We start from the raw sequence: 17,275 nt of genomic DNA, 5'->3' as shown, positions 1-17,275 counted from the left end.
CACCCGCTCGCGCGCCGGGCGCGAGCAGGACGCGGACCGGCGCAGCATCCGCGGGCGCCCGCGCCCGCACTCAGCGAGGTGTCAGCAGTTCCAGCAGCACGTTGGCCACCGCCACCGTGGCCAGCCGCAATTCATGCAGCGGCACGCGCTCGTCGGCCCGGTGGCCGTTGGCCTCGATCAGGCTCTTCGGCCCGGCGCCGAACATCACGGTCGGGATGCCGGCCTCGGCATAGAGCCGCGCGTCGGTGTAGAGCGGCACGCCGATGGGCGTGACCGGCTGGCCCATCACCGCGCTGGCCTCGCGGCAAACCAGTTCGACAAAGGCTTCGCTGCCGGGCGCGGGCGCGAAGGGCCGCGCCAGCAGGATCTGCCGCACCTCGGCGCGGATGCCGGGCAGCGCTGCGCAGGCGCCTTCGATCACCTCGCGCAGCTCGGCCTCGACCTGCTCGGGCACCTCCTCGGGCACGATGCGTCGGTCGATGCGCAGCGTCAGCCGGTCGGCCACCACGTTGGTGTTGATGCCGCCTTCGATCAGCCCCACGACCAGGGTCGGATGCGTAATGCCCGGCGTGGCCGAGGGCCGCTGCGCGAGGCTGTCGCGGTAGCGGTAGAGCGCCGGCAGCAGATGGGCGGCGGCCTCGATGGCGTCGTGGCCGGTATCGGGTCGGGCCGCATGGGCCGACAGGCCGTGCAGCGTCACTTCGAGATGCAGGCAGCCGTTGTGGGCCACCACCACATGGTGGCTGAAGGCGGCCGACAGCACGTAGTCGGGCCGGCTCAGCCCCTGCGACAGCAGCCAGCCGGGGCCGGTCATGCCACCGGTCTCTTCGTCGTAGGTCAGGTGCAGTTCGACGCTGCCGGCCAGCGGCAGGCCGGCCGCATGGGCGGCGCGCAGTGCGCGCAGGGCCTGGCCGTAGGTGGTGAAGTCGGACTTGGACACGGCCGCACCGCGGCCGTAGAGCCAGCCATCGCGCACCTCGCCGCCGTAGGGGTCGGCGCTCCAGCCGGCACCGGGCGGCACCACGTCGCCATGCGCGTTGAGCGCCACCACCGGGCCGTCGCCGAAGCGCTCGCGCACGATCAGATTGACCACGCTGCGCATGCCGTGGCGGGCGGCCTCTTCGGCCGGCACCGGGTGGCGCTCGACGGTGAAGCCCTGCGCCTCGTACAGCTGGGCGGCCAGTTCGGCATGGGGCGCGCAGTCGCCGGGTGGGTTGTCGGATGGGCAGCGCACCAGCGCCGCGAGCATGTCGACCTGCGCGTCGAAGTGGTCGTCGATGAAGCCGCGCATCAGCGTGCGCGCGGCCTCGGGCGTCAGGGTCGGTTCGGTCATTCGAGAGAAGGTCACAGGAAGCGGTCGATGCGAAAGGGCGTGAGGTCCATGCCGGCATCGCCATGTACGAGCAGTTCGGTCACCAGCTTGCCGGCGATGGGCGCCAGCGTGTAGCCGTTGGAGGTCACGGCGTTGTAGAAGCCCGGCACACCGGGCACCTCGCCCAGGATCGGCGCGCCGTCGATGTTGACGTTCATGCCGGCCCAGCAACGCACCATGTGCAGGCCCGCCACCGCCGGCAGCACGTGCCGCGCAACCCAGAGGCTGCCTTCGAGGCTGTCGCGCACCGCGCGGTTGAGGCGCATGGCCGGATCGAAGGCGGCCGTCCAGCCGCCCCCGATGAGCAGGCCGCCACTGGCCGCCTGCTTGAGACTGAGGTGCCGGTCGGCGTGGGCGATCAGGTGATCCACCACCGGCGGCGCGGGCTCGGTCACGATCATCTGCAGCGGCGCGCCCTGCACCGGGATGCGCACGCCCAGCATGTCGCCCACGGTGCTGGACCAGGCCCCGCTGGCGTTGACCAGCCGGCGCGCACGCACGGTGCCGCGCGAGGTGGCGAGCACGAAACCGGCGCCGTTGCCGGGCTGCCGTTCGATGGACTGCACGTTGCAGCCTCGCACGAAGCGCGCCCCGCGGGCCTGCGCGCGGGCGGCCAGCGCATAGGTGGCGCGCAGCGGGTTGATCTTGCCTTCCATGGGGCACAGCTCCGCGCCCAGCAGGCTTTCGGACAGGGCAGGGGAGAGCCGCCGCAGTTCGGTGCCGTCGATCACATGGGCCTCGATGCCGTGCTGGCGCTCCAGCGCGGCCTTGGCTTCGATGAAGCGCATGCCGGCCTCGCTGTCGGCCACCATCAGACCGCCGGTGATCTTGATTTCCAGGTCCTCGCCGCAGTCCTGCTCGATCTGCTGCCACAGCCGCACCGACAGCGGCCCGAGCGGCAGCGTGGCGGCGGCCGGCCCGCCACCGGCCTGGGCCTTGGCGCCGAAGTCGAAGCTCAGCAGCTGCACATGCAGGCTGCCGGCGTTGGCGCCCGAGGCCTGCAGGTTGAGCTCGTCCCGGTCGAGCACCAGCACATCCTGGCCGGCCTGCGACAGGTAGTAGGCGAGCGAGGCGCCGAGCACGCCCGCGCCGATGACGACCACGTCGGCCTGCATGTCGGGCAGCGGCGCGCTCTCGACGGGCCGCGCCAGGTTGGGCGTGATGGCCGGCTTGTGGCCGCCCCATTCGGGCTTCTCGAAACCCAGTGCCCCCGCGGGCACCGGCTTGGCCGGGGGGCGCGGTGCCAGGTACTGCTCCGGCGCCACGGCGCGGCCGGTCATCTCGGTCACCAGTTTGGCGGCGGTCACGGCGCAGTAGCGGCCCTGACAGCGGCCCATCCCGAGCCGGGTGTTGCGCTTGATGGCGGCCAGCGAGTCGCGGCCGGCGCGGATCTGCGCACGCACGTCGCCGAAGCGGATCTCTTCGCAGCGGCATAGCACGGTCTCGTCGGGCACTTCGGCCAGCGACATCGGCGGTGCCTGGTAGAGCGTCCACAGGGCGCGCTGGAAGGCCTCGGCCCGATGCAGGTCGGTCCGCGTGCGCGCGTCGGCGGCCACGGTGCGGCCCAGGGCACGCGCCGCTGCGCCGCCGGCCAGCGTGCCGCGGGCCAGCGCCACCCGCGCGCCGCCCAGGTCGGCGCCGTCGCCCACCACGTAGACGCCAGGGATGGACGTGGCGCCGTCCTCGGCCGTCGTCGTGGCGAGATGGCCCAGGTGCCGGCCAGCCGCATGGTGCGCGCAGCCCAGCATGCGGGCCAGCTCCGTCGACGGGATGAAGCCGTAGCCCAGGCACAGCGTGTCCACGTCGAAGGCAGTGGTCTGCGTCGGCGCGGCGTGCTCGGCGATCACCACGCGGCATACCCGCGCGTCCCCCTCGGCCGCGACCACATGGCGGCCCCAAAGCACGGGCACGCCGGCGCGACGCAGGAGCCTGAGGTAGCGGGCGCCCTGCCACACAAGGTCGGGCGCCGCACGCATCGCCGCCAGGGCGGGCTTGATCTGCGCGGCGGAAGGCGCCGGCGCGGACTCCACCACGGCCAGCACCTTGGCGCCGCCTTGCAGCAGTTCCACTGCCAACTGCAGATTGAGCGGACCGTTGCCGGCGATGAGCACCCGCTCGCCCGGTGCGACGCGGTAGGCGCGAGCCAGGGTCTGCGCTGCGCCGGTCGTCATCACGCCGGGCAGCGTCCAACCCGGAAAGGGCACGGGCCGCTCGTAGGCGCCCGGGGCGATCACCAGCTGGCGGCAGCGAACCACCGTCGCCCGCCCGTCGATGAGCGCACCAACCTCCTGGGGCGAGAACGCCGCCCAGACCTGGGCGCCCTGTTCGAAGCGGACGCCGGCCGCCTCGGCTTGCCGGCGCAAGGTTTCGCCCTGGGCGAACTGCCGGTCCAGCGGGGTATCGCTGCGGTGCGAAGGCGCCAGCGGCTTGAAGTACTGGCCGCCGGCCTGCGGTCGCTCGTCCAGCACCAGCACCGAGAGTCCGGTGCGCGCGGCCGTGCGCGCGGCGGCCAGGCCGGCGGGGCCGGCGCCGATCACCAGCACGTCGACCGTGCGCTCGTCGGGTGCCGCGCCGGCGGCCGGCGTCAAGGGCTGAAGGGGATCGTCCGGCGTGCCGGCCGGCATCTGTGAACGGATGTCCTGGCCGTCCTCGACCTTGGCCAGGCAGGCCCGCTGGCTGGCCCGGCCGTCGATGGTGACCAGGCAGTCCTGGCAGGCGCCCATGCCGCAATAGAGGCCGCGACGCTCGCCGCTGCGGGTGTGGCGCAACGCCACATGGCCGGCAGCGGTCAGCGCCGCAGCGACCGTCTCGCCTTCGAGGGCCGCAACGGGCTGCCCGTCGTAATGGATGCGGATGGTGCGGCCGGCCGTGGCGATAGAGGGATGGCGAAGGCGAAGGTCGGTCATCGGCGCGAAAAAGAACGGCTGCGAAATCGTGTTGATTTCACATATCGTATACGTATACTGCACGTATACCAACCGTATCGCGACCCTTTTTCGAGCAAGGACCGGGCATGACAGCGTTCCGTGGCACCTATACGGTGCTCATCACCCCTCTCACCGCCGACGGCAAGCATGTGGACGTGCCGGCCCTGAAGAAGCTGGTCAACTGGCAGATCGAGGAGGGGATCCACGGGCTGATCCCCCTGGGCAGCACCGGCGAATTCCTGTCTTTGGATGCCGAGGAACGCAATCTGGTGATCGAGACCTGCGTGTCCACGGCAGCAAAACGCGTGCCCGTGCTGATCGGCACCGGCGCAGAATGGACCGACGAATGCGTGCGCCTGTCGCGCGAAGCCCAGACCATGGGCGCGGACGGCGTCATGATCATTCCGCCCTTCTACAGCACGCCCACCGACGACGAGCTGTTCGCGCACTACCGCAAGGTGGGCGAGGCCATCGACATCCCCATCATGGTCTACAACAACCCGGCCACGGCCAATGTGGACCTCAAGCCCGAACTGGTGGCACGCCTGTCGCGCATCGACGCTTGCCAGTACATCAAGGAGTCCACGCTCGAGGTGACGCGGGTGCGCGACATCATCGAGCTGTGCGGCGACCGCATGACCGTGTTCGCAGGCATCCTGGGCTACGAGTCCTTCTGGCTGGGCGCGCAGGGCTGGGTGGCCGTGTGCTCCAACCTCATTCCGAAGGACTCGGCCCGCCTCTTCGAGCTCGTGGCCGACGAGCGCGACATGGAATCGGCCCTGGCGCTCTACAAGAAGATCCTGCCCATCGTGCGCTGGGTCGGCGGCCACCGCTATGTCGCCGCCTCCAAGGACGGCCTGGCCATGATGGGCCTGCCCGTGGGCCAGCCCCGCGCGCCGCGCCTGCCGCTGCCGCCCGAAGACCAGGCCGACCTGCGCGCCGAGCTCGACCGCCTGGGCCTGCTCGACTCCATCGCCGCCTGAGCACCGCCGCGCCTCACCCCATTCCCTTCACTTCGACCTGCCCCCGAGGACTTCCCATGAAACTGCGCTTCGCCTCCGTCGCCGCCGCGGCCCTGCTGGCCACCGGCCTCGCCTCCGCCCAGACCTGCAAGTCGCCCGTGCCCGATTCGGCACTGGTGAAGAAGGGCACGCTGACCATGTCGGTCAACCCGACGCTGCCGCCGATGCAGTTCGTGGACCAGACCGGTGCGCTCAAGGGCATGCGCGTGGAGCTGGGCGAAGCCATCGCCAAGCGCCTGTGCCTGACGCCGGAGTACGTGCGCATCGAGTTCTCGGCCATGATCCCGGGCCTGCAGGCCGGCCGCTGGGACCTGATCAACACCGGCATTTTCTACACCGAGGAACGCGCCAAGCTGATGCAGATGCTGCAGTACGAAGACCAGGCCATCAGCATCAGCACCGCCAAGGGCAACCCGCTGAAGATCGCCAAGCCCGAGGACCTGTCGGGCAAGACCATCGGCGTGGAGATCGGCGGCTTCGAGGAGCGCAAGGCACGCGAGCTGGACAAGCAGCTCACCGACAAGGGCCTCAAGGGCATGACCATCCGCACCTTCGAGAACTTCGCGATGGCCTTCCAGGCGCTGCGCGCCGGCCAGGTGGAAGTGGCCCTGTCCATCGACTCCACGGGGGCCGAGTACCAGAAGCGCGGCGACTTCGACCGCGTGCTGTCGGGCCTCTTCCCCACGCCCGTGGCGCTGGCCACCAAGAACAAGGAGCTGGCCAACGCCGTGGCCAAGGTGCTCAACGACATGAAGGCCGACGGCAGCTTCCAGAAGCTGTTCGACCAGTACGGCGTGAAGCCCATCGACGGCCCGGTGGTCGTCAAGGGACCGGCGGCCTGACAGGGCAGGGCGCCCGTCCCACGACGGGATGGGCGTGAGGCGCACCCCCGGCGGGGGTGCCATCGAAGCGACACGAAGGACGCCACATGGGCCAAGGCTGGAGCTGGTCGGGATTCGCCGACTACTTGTTCAACCCCTACATCCTCCAGGGCGCGGTGACGACCCTGTGGCTGACGCTGGCCGCCATCGCGGGCGGCCTGCTCCTGGGCTGCGCCCTGGCGCTGGCGCGGCTGTCGCGCCACCGCTGGCTCTCGGCCCCGGCGCACTTCTACATCTGGGTGTTCCGCGGCACGCCGCTCTTGGTCCAGCTCATCATCATCTACACCGGCCTGCCGCAGATGGGCCTGAAGCTGTCGGTGATCGAGTCGGCGCTGCTGGGCCTGATCCTCAACGAGGCGGCCTACCTGGCCGAGATCGTGCGCGGCGGCATCCAGTCCATCCCGGCCGGACAGACCAATGCCGCGCGGGCGATGGGCTTCACCGGCGCGCAGACCATGCGCTACGTCGTGCTGCCACAGGCCATGCGGCTGATCATCCCCACACTGGGCAACAGCATCAACGGCCTGCTCAAGACCACCTCGGTCACCTCCGTGATTTCGATGGAAGAGCTGCTGCGCCGCACGCAGGTGCTGATCCAGGAGAAGTTCATGGTGCTGGAGCTGTTCCTCGTCGCGGCCATCTACTACCTGCTCATGACGACGGCCTGGGACCTGATCCAGCGCCGCATCGAGCGCCACTTCGGCCGCGCCTACGGGCACGGCGCCGAGTCCAAGTCGCATGGGCCCGTACCCGGCGAAGCCGCCCTTGAGCAGCGCTGAAGTACAGACCCGCATCGCCCCACCATGGCCCACTACGACCTCATCGTCCGCAACGCGGACATCGCCACCGTCGGCGACCGCTACCGCGCCGACATCGGCGTGAAGAACGGCCGCATCAGCGCCATCGCGCAGGACCTCGAAGGCAGCGCCACGCGCGAGCTGGCCGCCGCTGGCCGCCTGGTCACGCCGGGTGGCGTGGACGGGCACTGCCATTTCGACCAGCCCACCAGCGACGGCTCGAAGTTCGCCGACGACTTCGAGACGGGCACGCGCTCCGCCGCCTGCGGCGGCACCACCACCGTGCTGCCCTTCGCGCTGCAGCAGCGCGGCCACAGCATCCAGGCCGCGGTGGACGACTACCACCGCCGCGCCGAAGGCAAGGCCTGCATCGACTACGCCTTCCACCTCATCGTGGCCGACGCCACCAAGGACGTGACGCAGCGCGAGCTGCCGCAGCTGATCGAGAAGGGGTACACCTCCTTCAAGATCTACATGACCTACGACGATCTGAAGCTGGGAGACCGCCAGATCATCGAGGTCCTGGCCACGGCCCGCCGCCATGGCGCCATGACCATGATCCATGCGGAGAACAGCGACTGCATCGCCTGGCTCACCGAACAGCTGCTGGACGCCGGCCTCACCGCGCCGCGCTACCACGCCGCCTCGCGGCCGATGGCCGTGGAGCGCGAGGCCACGCACCGCGCCATCGCCCTGGCGGAACTGATCGACACGCCGATCCTGATCGTGCATGTCTCGGGCCGCGAGGCGGTGGAGCAGATCCACTGGGCCCGGGGCCGCGGCCTGCCGATCCACGCCGAGACCTGCCCGCAGTACCTCTTCCTCAGCGCCGAGGACCTGGGCATCGACGAGAGCGACCCGATGCACGGCGCCCGCTGCATCTGCAGCCCGCCGCCGCGCGACAAGGCCAACCAGCAGTTCATCTGGAACGGCCTTTCCAGCGGGCTCTTCACCATCGTCTCGTCCGACCACGCGCCCTTCAACATGAACGGGCCCGATGGCAAGCGCGTCGCGGGCGACGATGCCTCCTTCGACCGCATTCCCAACGGCATCCCGGGCGTGGAGACGCGCCTGCCGCTGCTGATGAGCGAGGGCGTGATGGCCGGGCGCATCGACATCCACCGCTTCGTAGAGCTGACCGCCACCAACCCCGCGCGCCTGTATGGCCTGTACCCGCGCAAGGGCACCATCGCGGTCGGTGGCGACGCCGACCTCGTGATCTGGGACCAGTTCGCGCCGGGCGAAGAGATCACCATCCGCAACGACATGCTCCACCATGCGGCCGACTACACGCCCTACGAAGGCATGAAGCTGCGTGCCTGGCCCGCGACCACGGTCTCCCGCGGCCGGCTCGTATGGCACGGCGGGCGATTCGATGCGGCGCCGGGCTCCGGGCTCTTCCTGCCTTGCCTGCGGCCGCGCGCGCCCCGCGACGGCAATCCGCTGGAAAAATGGCTCTGAGTGCCCGCCTCCCCCTTGCGACGGGCGCGTCCATCGCAGGCGCAGCCCGCAGCGCTGTGCTCGCGGACGTATCGGCCTGCTAAGCTTTTGCCCTTCGCGCCACGCCGTTCCGCATGCCCACCCTGCCCAGCCCCGCCCAGCCGGCCACCATCACGATCGCGCCGCTCGAGGTGCGCTCGACCAGTCTGGCCGAGCAGGCCTACGACCGGCTGCGCACGCTCATCCTCGACCGCAAGATCTCCGGCGGCAGCCCGCTGCAGGAAGGCCGGCTGGCCGAAGAGCTGGGCATCTCCCGCACGCCCATGCGCGAGGCGCTGGTGCGCCTGGCCGGCGAGGGCCTGCTGGTGCGGCGCGACGCGCGCTCGTACGCGGTGCGTGCGCTGGGCACCAAGGAATATTTCGACTGCATGCGCGCCCGTGAGGTGATCGAGGGCGAAGCCATCGCGTTGGCTGCGCCGCGCATCCCCAGTGAGGAGCTGGATGCACTCGAGACCGAAGCGCGCGCCCTCCATGAGGGCGAGCACGACGAGACCGCCCACTGGCATTTCGACGACAAGCTGCACCTGTTCCTGGCCGGCGCCAGCGGCAACGTCGTGTTTCCGCGCCTGGTGGAGGAGCTGCGGGTGAATGCCCGGCTCTTCCGCCTGCACAGTCCGCTGCACCGCCAGCGCGAGAACCACGACGAGCACGGCCGCATCCTGGAGGCGCTGCGCAGCCGCGACGCGGACCGCGCGCGCGAGGCCATGCGCGCGCACCTGCGCAGCCTGCAGGAAGACGTGCGCCGCGCCATCCTGGACTGAGCCGCCGAGGCAGCGAGCCGCACGATCCCCGGCTCGGGACTGGCATCACCCCCGCCGTCCACGTGAGACTCAGAGCGCCGCCACGCGCCTGAACTGCTGGTTGAGGTACACCAGCGGGTCGCACGTCGACCCGGCCGTCCGCACCGCACGCACTTCGCCGAGAAAGATCGTGTGCGTGGTGTAGGGTATCTGCCGAACCACCGCGCAATCGAATGCCACGATGGCGGAGCCAAGCAGCGGCGCCCCCGTCACTGCGCGGTCCCAGACGCCGGTCTGGAAGCGCTCGTGACGCCGTGACGGATCACTGAAGACCTGGGCCATGCCCTGGTCGGACGCCGCCAGCACATTCACCGCGAAGATGCCTGCCGCCAGGATGTCGGCGTGCGCCGAGGCACCCTGGTTGATGCAGACGAGCAGGGTCGGCGGATCCGCCACCACCGAGCTGACCGCGGTGGCGATCAGTCCGACGCGCCGCTCGTCCAGCCGGCTGGTGATCAGAGAAACGCCAGCGGCCAGCCGGCGCATGCCGGTCTTGAAAGCGTCCGGGACGTGGAGTTCATCGGTGACCATGGAGTGCTTCCGGCAGCGGCACCTCAAGCCGCCGCCGTCTCCTTGTTCCAGCTGACGCCCGTCCCGCCAGCGCTCTTCTCGGCCGCGCCCTTGAAGGCACCGCGGTATCGGGCGGCCGCGTGCCGCTCGGGCAGGCGCCCGCCCGTCTCGGGGAACATCTTCTGGCGAAGCGAACCCGAGGCGTACTCGCGCTGGGCCAGGCCACGATCCTGCAGCAGGGGAATGACATGCTCGATGAAGTCCTTGTACGACTGCGGGAAGAACTGCGCGATCATGTTCACGCCATCGATGCCCGCGTCCTGCCACTTCTCCAGTTCATCGGCAATGCTTTCGGGCGTTCCGACCATCCGGCCGCTGTACGACAGGGCCTTGACCAAGTCGGACACCTTGGCCTTCTGGCCGTTGTGGGAGTCCTCGTACATGCGGGCATAGCCCTGGACGCCCGACATGTTGGCCTGGTCAAGCGTCATGTCGGGGTCGAGGCCGCCCAGGTCGATGCCCATGTCGCGGCTGATGTGCGCGGCCAGGCCGTCGTAGCTCACCCACCGGTCGATCTCTTCCGACTTGCGCCAGGCTTCCTCCATGGTGCTTCCCACCACGAAGGAGAAGCCCTGAATGAACTTGATGTCGTCGGCACGACGTCCTGCGGCCACGGCCAGCTCGCGCTGCTCCGCGATGCCCTTGCGCGCGCCTTCCAGCGTTGGGTAGAGCACGAAGGTGCCTTCGGCATGCCTGGCAGCAAACTCGCGTCCCACCTTGGAGGAGCCCGCCTGATAGAGCACGGGCACGCGCTGCGGTGTGGGCGACACCATGTGCGGTCCGAGGACGCTGTAGCGCTTGCTTTGGTGATAGATGCGATGGATCTTGTCCGCATCGGCATAGATGCCGTTGGCACGGTCCGCCAGAACCGCGCCTTCGTCCCAGGAGCCTTCCCACAGCTTGTAGACCACGTCCATGTATTCCTCGGCCCAGCGGTAGCGCTCGTCATGCTCGACGATCTGGTCGAAGCCGAAGTTCTGGGCGGCGTTGTGGGTGGCGCTGGTGACGATGTTCCAGCCGATGCGGCCCTTGCTCAGGTGATCGAGGGTGGACATGCGGCGCGCGAAGCTGAACGGATGCTCCGACATGATGGAGCTGGTGAAGGTCAGCCCCAGGTGCTCGGTCACCCCGATCAGCGCGGCACACAGCGCGCCGGTGTCGTTGCACGGGATCTGCATTCCTTCCTTGATGTACGTGTCCCACGATCCGTTGTAGGCCGGATCGATGCCCAGGATGTCCGCCAGGAACAGCGCATCGAACTTGCCTTTTTCGAGGAGCCTGCACAGGTCTTTCCAGGTGTCCAGGTCATCGAAGTTCATCTGCGTCGTTTCGGGATGACGCCAGGTGCCGTGATAGATGTGGGAGACCACATTCATCGAGAAGCAATTGAAGATCAGACGTTTACGCATGAGGAGTTCCGGGTTGTGGGCGTTGGGAGATTCCAGTCTAGGAAGCCCTCCGACCCGGGTCTTGGCTCTGCGCGCACGCGCACTGTTCTGCGAGGGAACGGCTTGGTGCGGCTCGCTGCGGCACGTCGACGGCGCAGAGCCGCGGGCTCCGCGCGATGGTGAAACAGGGATGTCGCCTGCCGCCTCGCGCACGATGCGCGAGCGCTCGGCCGAGCTTCGTGCGTATTCAGCGGGCGGCTGCGGCCCGATGTTCCCTCGGCGTATGGCCGAACTTCGCGCGGAAGGTGCGGCTGAAATGCGAGAGGTCGTTGAAGCCCCAACGGTAGGCAATCTGCGAGATGGACAGCGCCGGCTCGGCGCTGCGCAGGTCCTGCGCACAGTGCTCGAGCCGGCTCTCCAGAAGGATCCGCCCGAAGGACCGACCACCTTCTTCGAGCACCTTGTGCAGGTAGCGTGCAGATACCCGGAAGTGGGCAGCCACGCTCGATGGTGAAAGATGCGGGTCCGCCGCGTTCAGCTCGATGTGCTTGGTGACGGTGGCACAGAAACCTTGCCGGGCGCTTTGCTGGGCGGACTCGCGGGCTTGCGCCGTGGCACCAAGGGAGAGCGCGACCAGGTTGACGAGGCTCTCTCCCAGCTTCGCACCGGCGGCATCCGGAACGGCTTGCGCGCGCTGCGCGATCAGGGTCAGGAAATCGATGGCCATGCTCCCCAACCCGCCATCGTTGGCGACCTTGATCGCAGTCTTCTGTTCCGGGCGCTGCACCAGCGGTCGCAGCAGATGGTGCGGAATCCGGAACGAATGCTGCTCCCAGTCGTCGCTGCAGTAATCGTTGAGGTAAGGCTGCGTCGAATCCACGATCGAGAACTCACCGGGACCAAGGAGTGCGTCGCGCCCGCCCTGGATCATCCGGCACTGCCCGCGCGTCTGCAGGTTCAGGAAGTACACCTCGGTCGGCATGCGCCGGATCTCGGATGCTCCCCGGTAGATCTCCTGGCGCGACGAGGAGATCGTGGTGACGTTGATCGTGGACAGCGGATGTGCGCTGACCCGCCCCACGAACTGCCGCTCGTCGGCCACCCGCGGATCCAGCGCCAAATAGGTCTGGCAGAGCACGTCACGCCAGAACCCGAACTTGTCCCGGCCTGAAAGGTTCTCGGTGGTCCAGGTATGCATGGTTTTGGCGCAGGGACGTCAGGCGGTCCGCGACGACAGCAATAACCATGCCGAATTCTTCCGCCGGCGAGCCCTCGCAGCCCCGGGGCCGCAACGCGATGTCACGCCGCGAGCCGTGCCGCAGCGGCGAGGCGCGGCGAGGCGACCCGCCTCGCCCCGCTGCGCCTCAGCCGCCGAACCAGCGCGCCGGCACGATCACCAGTTGGGGAAACAGCACCATCACGAACATGATGGCGAACTCCGCCGCCATGAAGGGCAGCACCCCGCGGGTGACCTCGTCCATCTTCATGCGGCCCACACCCGCCACCACGTTCAGTACCACGCCCACCGGCGGCGTGATCAGACCGATGGAGTTGTTGATGATGAACATCACGCCGAAGTAGACCGGGTCGATGCCCGCCTTGATCACCACCGGCATCAGCACCGGCGTGAGGATCAGGATGGTCGGCGTCATGTCCAGCGCGGTGCCGACCACCATCACCAGCACCATGATGCCGATCATCAACAGCACCTTGTTGCCCATGAAGGGCTCCAGCAGTCCCACCACCTTCGATGGCAGGTCGGCCACGGTGATGAGCCAGGCGCTGACCATGGCCGCCGCGATCAGGAACATCACCACCGCGCTGGTCTTGGCCGCCGCTACGAACACGTCGCGCAACTGCCAGAAGTTCAGCTCGCGGTAGACGAAGGTCGCCACGGCAAAGGCATACACCGCCGCGACCACCGCCGCTTCGGTGGGCGTGAACACGCCCATGCGCAGGCCCACCAGGATGATCACCGGCAGCAGCAGCGCCCAGCCCGCCTCGCGCGCGGCCGCGAGGATCTCACGGCGGCTCTTGCGCGGCGGCGGCGCGACCTTCTCGCGCCGCACCACCCAGGCCCAGGTGATCCACAGCGCGCCGCCGATCATCAGCCCCGGCGCGATGGCCGCGAGGAAGAGCTTGGAGATCGACACATTGGCCGCCACGCCGAAGATCACCAGCCCGATGCTGGGCGGGATCACCGGCCCGATGATGCCGGTGGCCGCGATCAGCCCGCCCGCGCGGGCCTTGTCGTGACCGGCGGCAGTCATCATGGGCAGCAGCAGTGCCGTGAGCGCCGCGGCATCGGCCACGGCCGAGCCCGAGAGGGCCGACAGCAGGCAGCCCGCCATGATGGTCACATAGCCCAGCCCGCCGCGCACATGCCCCACCAACGAGAGCGCCAGGTTGACGATGCGCTTGGACAGGCCGCCCACGTTCATGATCTCGCCGGCGAGCATGAAGAAGGGCACGGCCAGCAGCGGAAAGCTGTCGGCACCGCCGATGAGGTTCTGCGTGAGGATCTGCGCGTCGAACAGGTCCAGCTGCCACATCAGGGCCACGCCGCTGGCCAGCAGCGCGAAGGAGATCGGCATGCCGATGGCCATGGCCAGCAGCAGCGATCCGATGAACACGGTCAGCGTCATGGCCGGCCTTTCTGGGAATGTGGGTTCGGTTGTGCCTGCGAGGCCTGGGCGTTGCCCAGCACCTGTGCCAGCGCCGCGGCCTCTTCCGACTCCTGCACGGCGACGAGTTCGTCCTCGCGCAGGCGGCCCGTAAGCAGGCGGCCCAGGTCGATCAGCAGCAGCAGGCCACCGCCGATGGCGAACACGATGCCCACGCTGTAGACGATGGCCATCGAGAGGCCGGTGACCGGCGCCTCCACGTCCCAGTTGATGCGCGTCTGCACGATGCTGCCCTGCAGAAGCAGCCACAGCATGTAGAGCATCAGCAGCTGGCTCAGCAGCAGGCACAGCTTCTTGCCGGCAGGCGGCAGGCGGCCGACGACCATGTCCACGCCCAGATGGGCGCGCTCGTGCAACGCCACCAGCGCGCCGAGGAAGGTCATCCAGATGAAGAGCCAGCGCGAGACTTCTTCGGACAGCAGGATGCCCGAGTTGAAGCCGTAGCGCAGCACGACGTTGCCGAACACGAGCACGACCATCACGGCCAGCATGAGCGCAACCAGGTTCTCCACCGCGCGGCAGGCGCGGTCGATCCAGCGATTCATGATGAGGATCTCCCGGAGCGCGCCGCAGCGGGCGCGCTCCTGTGGAGGCCGGGCGTCAGCGCCGGGCCTCGCGCACGATCTCGACCAGCCCGCGCAGCGCCGCAAGGTACGACTGAGGCCCAAGGCCCTGGATCGTGCCGCGCACGGCGGGCGAGATGATGGAATGCGCCCGCCAGCTCTCGCGGGCGGCAATGTTGGACATGTGCACTTCCAGCACGGGGAAGGGCATGGCCTTGATGGCATCGTGCAGCGGCACGCCGTGCTGCGTCAGGCCGGCAGGGTTGACCAGCGCGCCGTCGGCGCTGTCGATGTGCTCGTGCAGGAAGTCGATCAACGCGCCTTCGTGGTTGGACTGCAGCGTGTGGACCTGCACGCGCAGCTCTTCCGCCAGGGCGGCGATGCGCGCATTGATCTCCGCCAGCGTGGTGGTGCCGTAGATGTGCGGCTCGCGGCGGCCGAACAGGTTGAGGTTGGGTCCGTGCAGGACGAGGATGTTCATGGAAGCGCTCATGCGGGTTGCGGAAATCACTGCTTGCGGATGCGGGCCAGCTCATCCTTGTAGAGCTTGACCATGGCGGGGTCGTACTGCGCGGCGAACTTGTCGATCACCGGCTGGGCGATCTGACGCATGCGGGCCTGCTGGTCGGCCGACAGCTCGTTGAACTGCGCGCCCTTGGCCTGCAGCTCGCCCAGCGCCTTCTGCGCGGCGGCGCGGCTCACCTGGCGCTGGTAGGCACGCGACTCGTCGGCGGCCTCGCGCATCCACTTCTGCTCCTGGGGCGTGAGCTGGTCCCAGAACTTCTTGCTCACCAGCACGATGTTGGCGGCGTACACGTGGTTGGTGGCGCTGACGTACTTCTGCACTTCGTAGAACTTGTTGGACAGGATCACCGAGAAGGGGTTTTCCTGGCCGTCCACCGCCTTGGATTCGAGCGCACCATAGAGCTCCGCGAAAGGCATCGGCACGGGGTTGGCCTTGAAGGCCTTGAAGGTGTCGAGGAACACGGGGTTCGGGATCACGCGGATCTTCAAACCCTCCAGGTCTTCCGGCTTGGTGATGGCCTGGCGGCTGTTGGTCACGTTGCGGAAGCCCAGGTCCCAGTAGCCCAGTGCCACCAGGCCCTTCTCGGGCAGCTTGGCGATCAGCGCCTGGCCCAGCGGGCCGTCGAGCAGGGCATCGGCCTGCTCGAAGGTGGCCACCGAGAAGGGGAAGTCGACCAGTCCGAACTCCTTGACGATGCCCGCGAGCGAGGTGGTGGCCGGCGCCGACATCTGCTGCACGCCGCCCTGCAGCGCGGCCTGCTGCTGCATCTCGTTGCCCAGCTGGTTGGACGGGTACTCCTGCACCTTCATCTTGCCGCCGCTCTTGGTCGAGAGCAGTTCGGCGAAGCGCTTGACGCCGAAGCTCACCGGATGGTCGGGGTTGTTGAGGTGGCCGAAGCGGATGGTGCGCTCCTGCTGGGCAACGGCGGGCAGGGCGAACGCGGCGGCGAGGCCCGCGGCGACGAAGGCTCGGACGAATTTCTTCAAGGTTGTCTCCATGAGGGTTGGACGGTGGCCGGCCACTCGGACCCGCCAGGCGGCGCGATCATAAGCACATGTGGAAAGAATTTCCACAGTGAAAATCTATTCGGTGCTTTGGTACAGTGGCGCCCGTCCAAGAAATCGCCGACCTCTGTCGGCCGGGAGCCGAAACATGAGTGGTGTGATGGAACGCAGCTTCAAGGTGCTCGAATACCTTGCCGACCATCCTCAGGGTTGCGCGCTGTCGGTGCTCGCCAGCGAGCTGCAGCTGCCGCTGTCGGCCACCCATCGCATCCTCTCGGACCTCGTGCGCTGCGGCCATGTGCGGCAGGACGAGCGCGACGGCCACTACCAGATCACCATCAAGCTCGCTGCCCTGGGCCTGGCCTTCCTCAGCCGCTCCGGCGTCGTGGATGTGGCGCAGCCGCTGCTCGAGCAGCTGGCGCAGACCTCGGGCGAGCTGGTGCGGCTGGCGGTGGTCGATGGCGAGGAACTGACCTTCGTCGCCAAGGCCCAGGGCGCCACGCGCGGCCTGCGCTATGACCCGGACATGGGCCTGTCGGTGGAGCTGTCGTGCAGCGCGGCCGGTCATGCCTGGCTGTCGACCCTGGGCGACGACGAGGCACTGGCCATCGTGGCGCGGCGCGGGCTGGGCAGCCCCAAGGACTTCGGCCCCAAGGCACCCACCTCGATCAAGGCCGTGATGACCTATGTGAAGGCCGCCCGCCAACGCGGCTTCAGCATGATCAACGAGGTGTTCGCACCCGGCATGACCGCCATGGCAGCGCCTGTGGCCGGCCCCGGCGACAAGGCCATCGGCGTCATCACCATCGCCGGGCCGGCCGTGCGCCTGACGCCACAGCGCATGGAAGAGCTGGGCCCCGCGCTGCTGGAGACCGCACAGGACGTCTCACGCGCCAGCGGCGCCTCGCCGCTGTTCCGCCGCCGGGCCTGAGCCACCCGCACTCGGCAGGCAGGCCGCACGCGGATCATCCTGCCGGCTCTTTGGCGCTGCTTCGCAGCCCCGCCGTCGCGCAACTGCTCCTTGTGAGCCGCGTGCGCGCCCACGCCTGCGGCGCCGGTCAAGCCGCCCGCCCTTATTGCCTTCATCGCGCCACGACATGCGCGTGCCTGTGCCTGTGCGCAGGCGTCCCATCCATTCGCGGCCAGCCCTGAGCAGCCACCGAGGCTCGAATCGGAACAACATTTTTTCTTGGAAAACTTTTCCTGTTTGATTACGATGCGCCCACACGGGAAGCATCAAG

Annotated in this window: 15 protein-coding genes; 6 read left to right on the top strand and 9 right to left on the bottom strand. The window is 68.7% G+C overall.

What is annotated here, in order from left to right:
- Positions 1-70 precede the first annotated feature (70 nt).
- On the bottom strand, positions 71-1,333 hold the full coding sequence (locus ACT54X_RS15175; protein ID WP_476347347.1) for a M20/M25/M40 family metallo-hydrolase: 1,263 nt from the start codon (positions 1,331-1,333) through the stop codon (positions 71-73).
- 11 nt (positions 1,334-1,344) lie between these two features.
- Positions 1,345-4,278 carry an FAD-dependent oxidoreductase gene (locus tag ACT54X_RS15170; RefSeq protein WP_294372226.1) on the bottom strand — a complete coding sequence of 978 codons (2,934 nt, stop codon included), beginning with the start codon at positions 4,276-4,278 and terminating at the stop codon, positions 1,345-1,347.
- A 107-nt stretch (positions 4,279-4,385) separates the two neighbouring features.
- Between ACT54X_RS15170 and ACT54X_RS15165 the strand changes: the two genes are divergently transcribed.
- The 5 genes from ACT54X_RS15165 (at position 4,386) to ACT54X_RS15145 (ending at position 9,260) form a co-directional block, all read left to right on the top strand.
- A complete protein-coding gene (locus tag ACT54X_RS15165) occupies positions 4,386-5,282 on the top strand; it encodes a dihydrodipicolinate synthase family protein (RefSeq protein WP_294372229.1) in 897 nt (298 codons plus the stop codon).
- Positions 5,283-5,338: 56 nt separating this feature from the next.
- Complete coding sequence (locus ACT54X_RS15160) at positions 5,339-6,163, top strand: ABC transporter substrate-binding protein (protein ID WP_294372231.1); 825 nt, start codon at positions 5,339-5,341, stop codon at positions 6,161-6,163.
- 86 nt (positions 6,164-6,249) lie between these two features.
- Positions 6,250-6,981: an amino acid ABC transporter permease gene (locus ACT54X_RS15155; protein WP_294372234.1), complete on the top strand. Its 732-nt coding sequence runs from the start codon at positions 6,250-6,252 to the stop codon at positions 6,979-6,981.
- A 24-nt stretch (positions 6,982-7,005) separates the two neighbouring features.
- A complete protein-coding gene (gene hydA, locus ACT54X_RS15150; protein WP_476347344.1) occupies positions 7,006-8,460 on the top strand; it encodes a dihydropyrimidinase in 1,455 nt (484 codons plus the stop codon).
- Between the two features lie 113 nt (positions 8,461-8,573).
- On the top strand, positions 8,574-9,260 hold the full coding sequence (locus ACT54X_RS15145; RefSeq protein ID WP_476347342.1) for a GntR family transcriptional regulator: 687 nt from the start codon (positions 8,574-8,576) through the stop codon (positions 9,258-9,260).
- A 69-nt stretch (positions 9,261-9,329) separates the two neighbouring features.
- Here ACT54X_RS15145 and ACT54X_RS15140 read toward each other — a convergent pair whose 3' ends face one another.
- From ACT54X_RS15140 to ACT54X_RS15110, 7 genes are all read right to left on the bottom strand, one after another.
- Positions 9,330-9,830 carry a flavin reductase family protein gene (locus ACT54X_RS15140; protein WP_476347340.1) on the bottom strand — a complete coding sequence of 167 codons (501 nt, stop codon included), beginning with the start codon at positions 9,828-9,830 and terminating at the stop codon, positions 9,330-9,332.
- A gap of 23 nt (positions 9,831-9,853) precedes the next feature.
- Complete coding sequence (locus tag ACT54X_RS15135; protein ID WP_294372242.1) at positions 9,854-11,278, bottom strand: NtaA/DmoA family FMN-dependent monooxygenase; 1,425 nt, start codon at positions 11,276-11,278, stop codon at positions 9,854-9,856.
- 226 nt (positions 11,279-11,504) lie between these two features.
- Positions 11,505-12,455 carry an AraC-like ligand-binding domain-containing protein gene (locus ACT54X_RS15130; RefSeq protein ID WP_476347338.1) on the bottom strand — a complete coding sequence of 317 codons (951 nt, stop codon included), beginning with the start codon at positions 12,453-12,455 and terminating at the stop codon, positions 11,505-11,507.
- Positions 12,456-12,621: 166 nt separating this feature from the next.
- Entirely contained in the window at positions 12,622-13,902 is a 1,281-nt protein-coding gene (locus ACT54X_RS15125) for a TRAP transporter large permease (RefSeq protein WP_294372247.1), read from the bottom strand.
- Entirely contained in the window at positions 13,899-14,486 is a 588-nt protein-coding gene (locus tag ACT54X_RS15120; RefSeq protein WP_294372250.1) for a TRAP transporter small permease, read from the bottom strand. The genes ACT54X_RS15125 and ACT54X_RS15120 overlap by 4 nt, the downstream gene beginning before the upstream one ends.
- A 55-nt stretch (positions 14,487-14,541) precedes the next feature.
- On the bottom strand, positions 14,542-14,985 hold the full coding sequence (locus ACT54X_RS15115; protein WP_294372252.1) for a type II 3-dehydroquinate dehydratase: 444 nt from the start codon (positions 14,983-14,985) through the stop codon (positions 14,542-14,544).
- Positions 14,986-15,011: 26 nt separating this feature from the next.
- The gene (locus ACT54X_RS15110; RefSeq protein ID WP_476347335.1) at positions 15,012-16,028 is read right to left on the bottom strand and encodes a TRAP transporter substrate-binding protein; all 1,017 of its coding nucleotides are present in this window, start codon (positions 16,026-16,028) and stop codon (positions 15,012-15,014) included.
- Between the two features lie 154 nt (positions 16,029-16,182).
- Here ACT54X_RS15110 and ACT54X_RS15105 point away from each other — a divergent pair, with 154 nt between their 5' ends.
- Positions 16,183-16,965, top strand: a complete 783-nt coding sequence (locus tag ACT54X_RS15105; RefSeq protein ID WP_294372256.1) for an IclR family transcriptional regulator — start codon at positions 16,183-16,185, stop codon at positions 16,963-16,965.
- Positions 16,966-17,275: the final 310 nt, after the last annotated feature.

This window comes from Pseudacidovorax sp. DMC4, assembly GCF_056314265.1.
The sequence above is the reverse complement of the archived record's forward strand: the minus strand, read 5'-3'. Positions and strand labels throughout refer to the sequence as shown.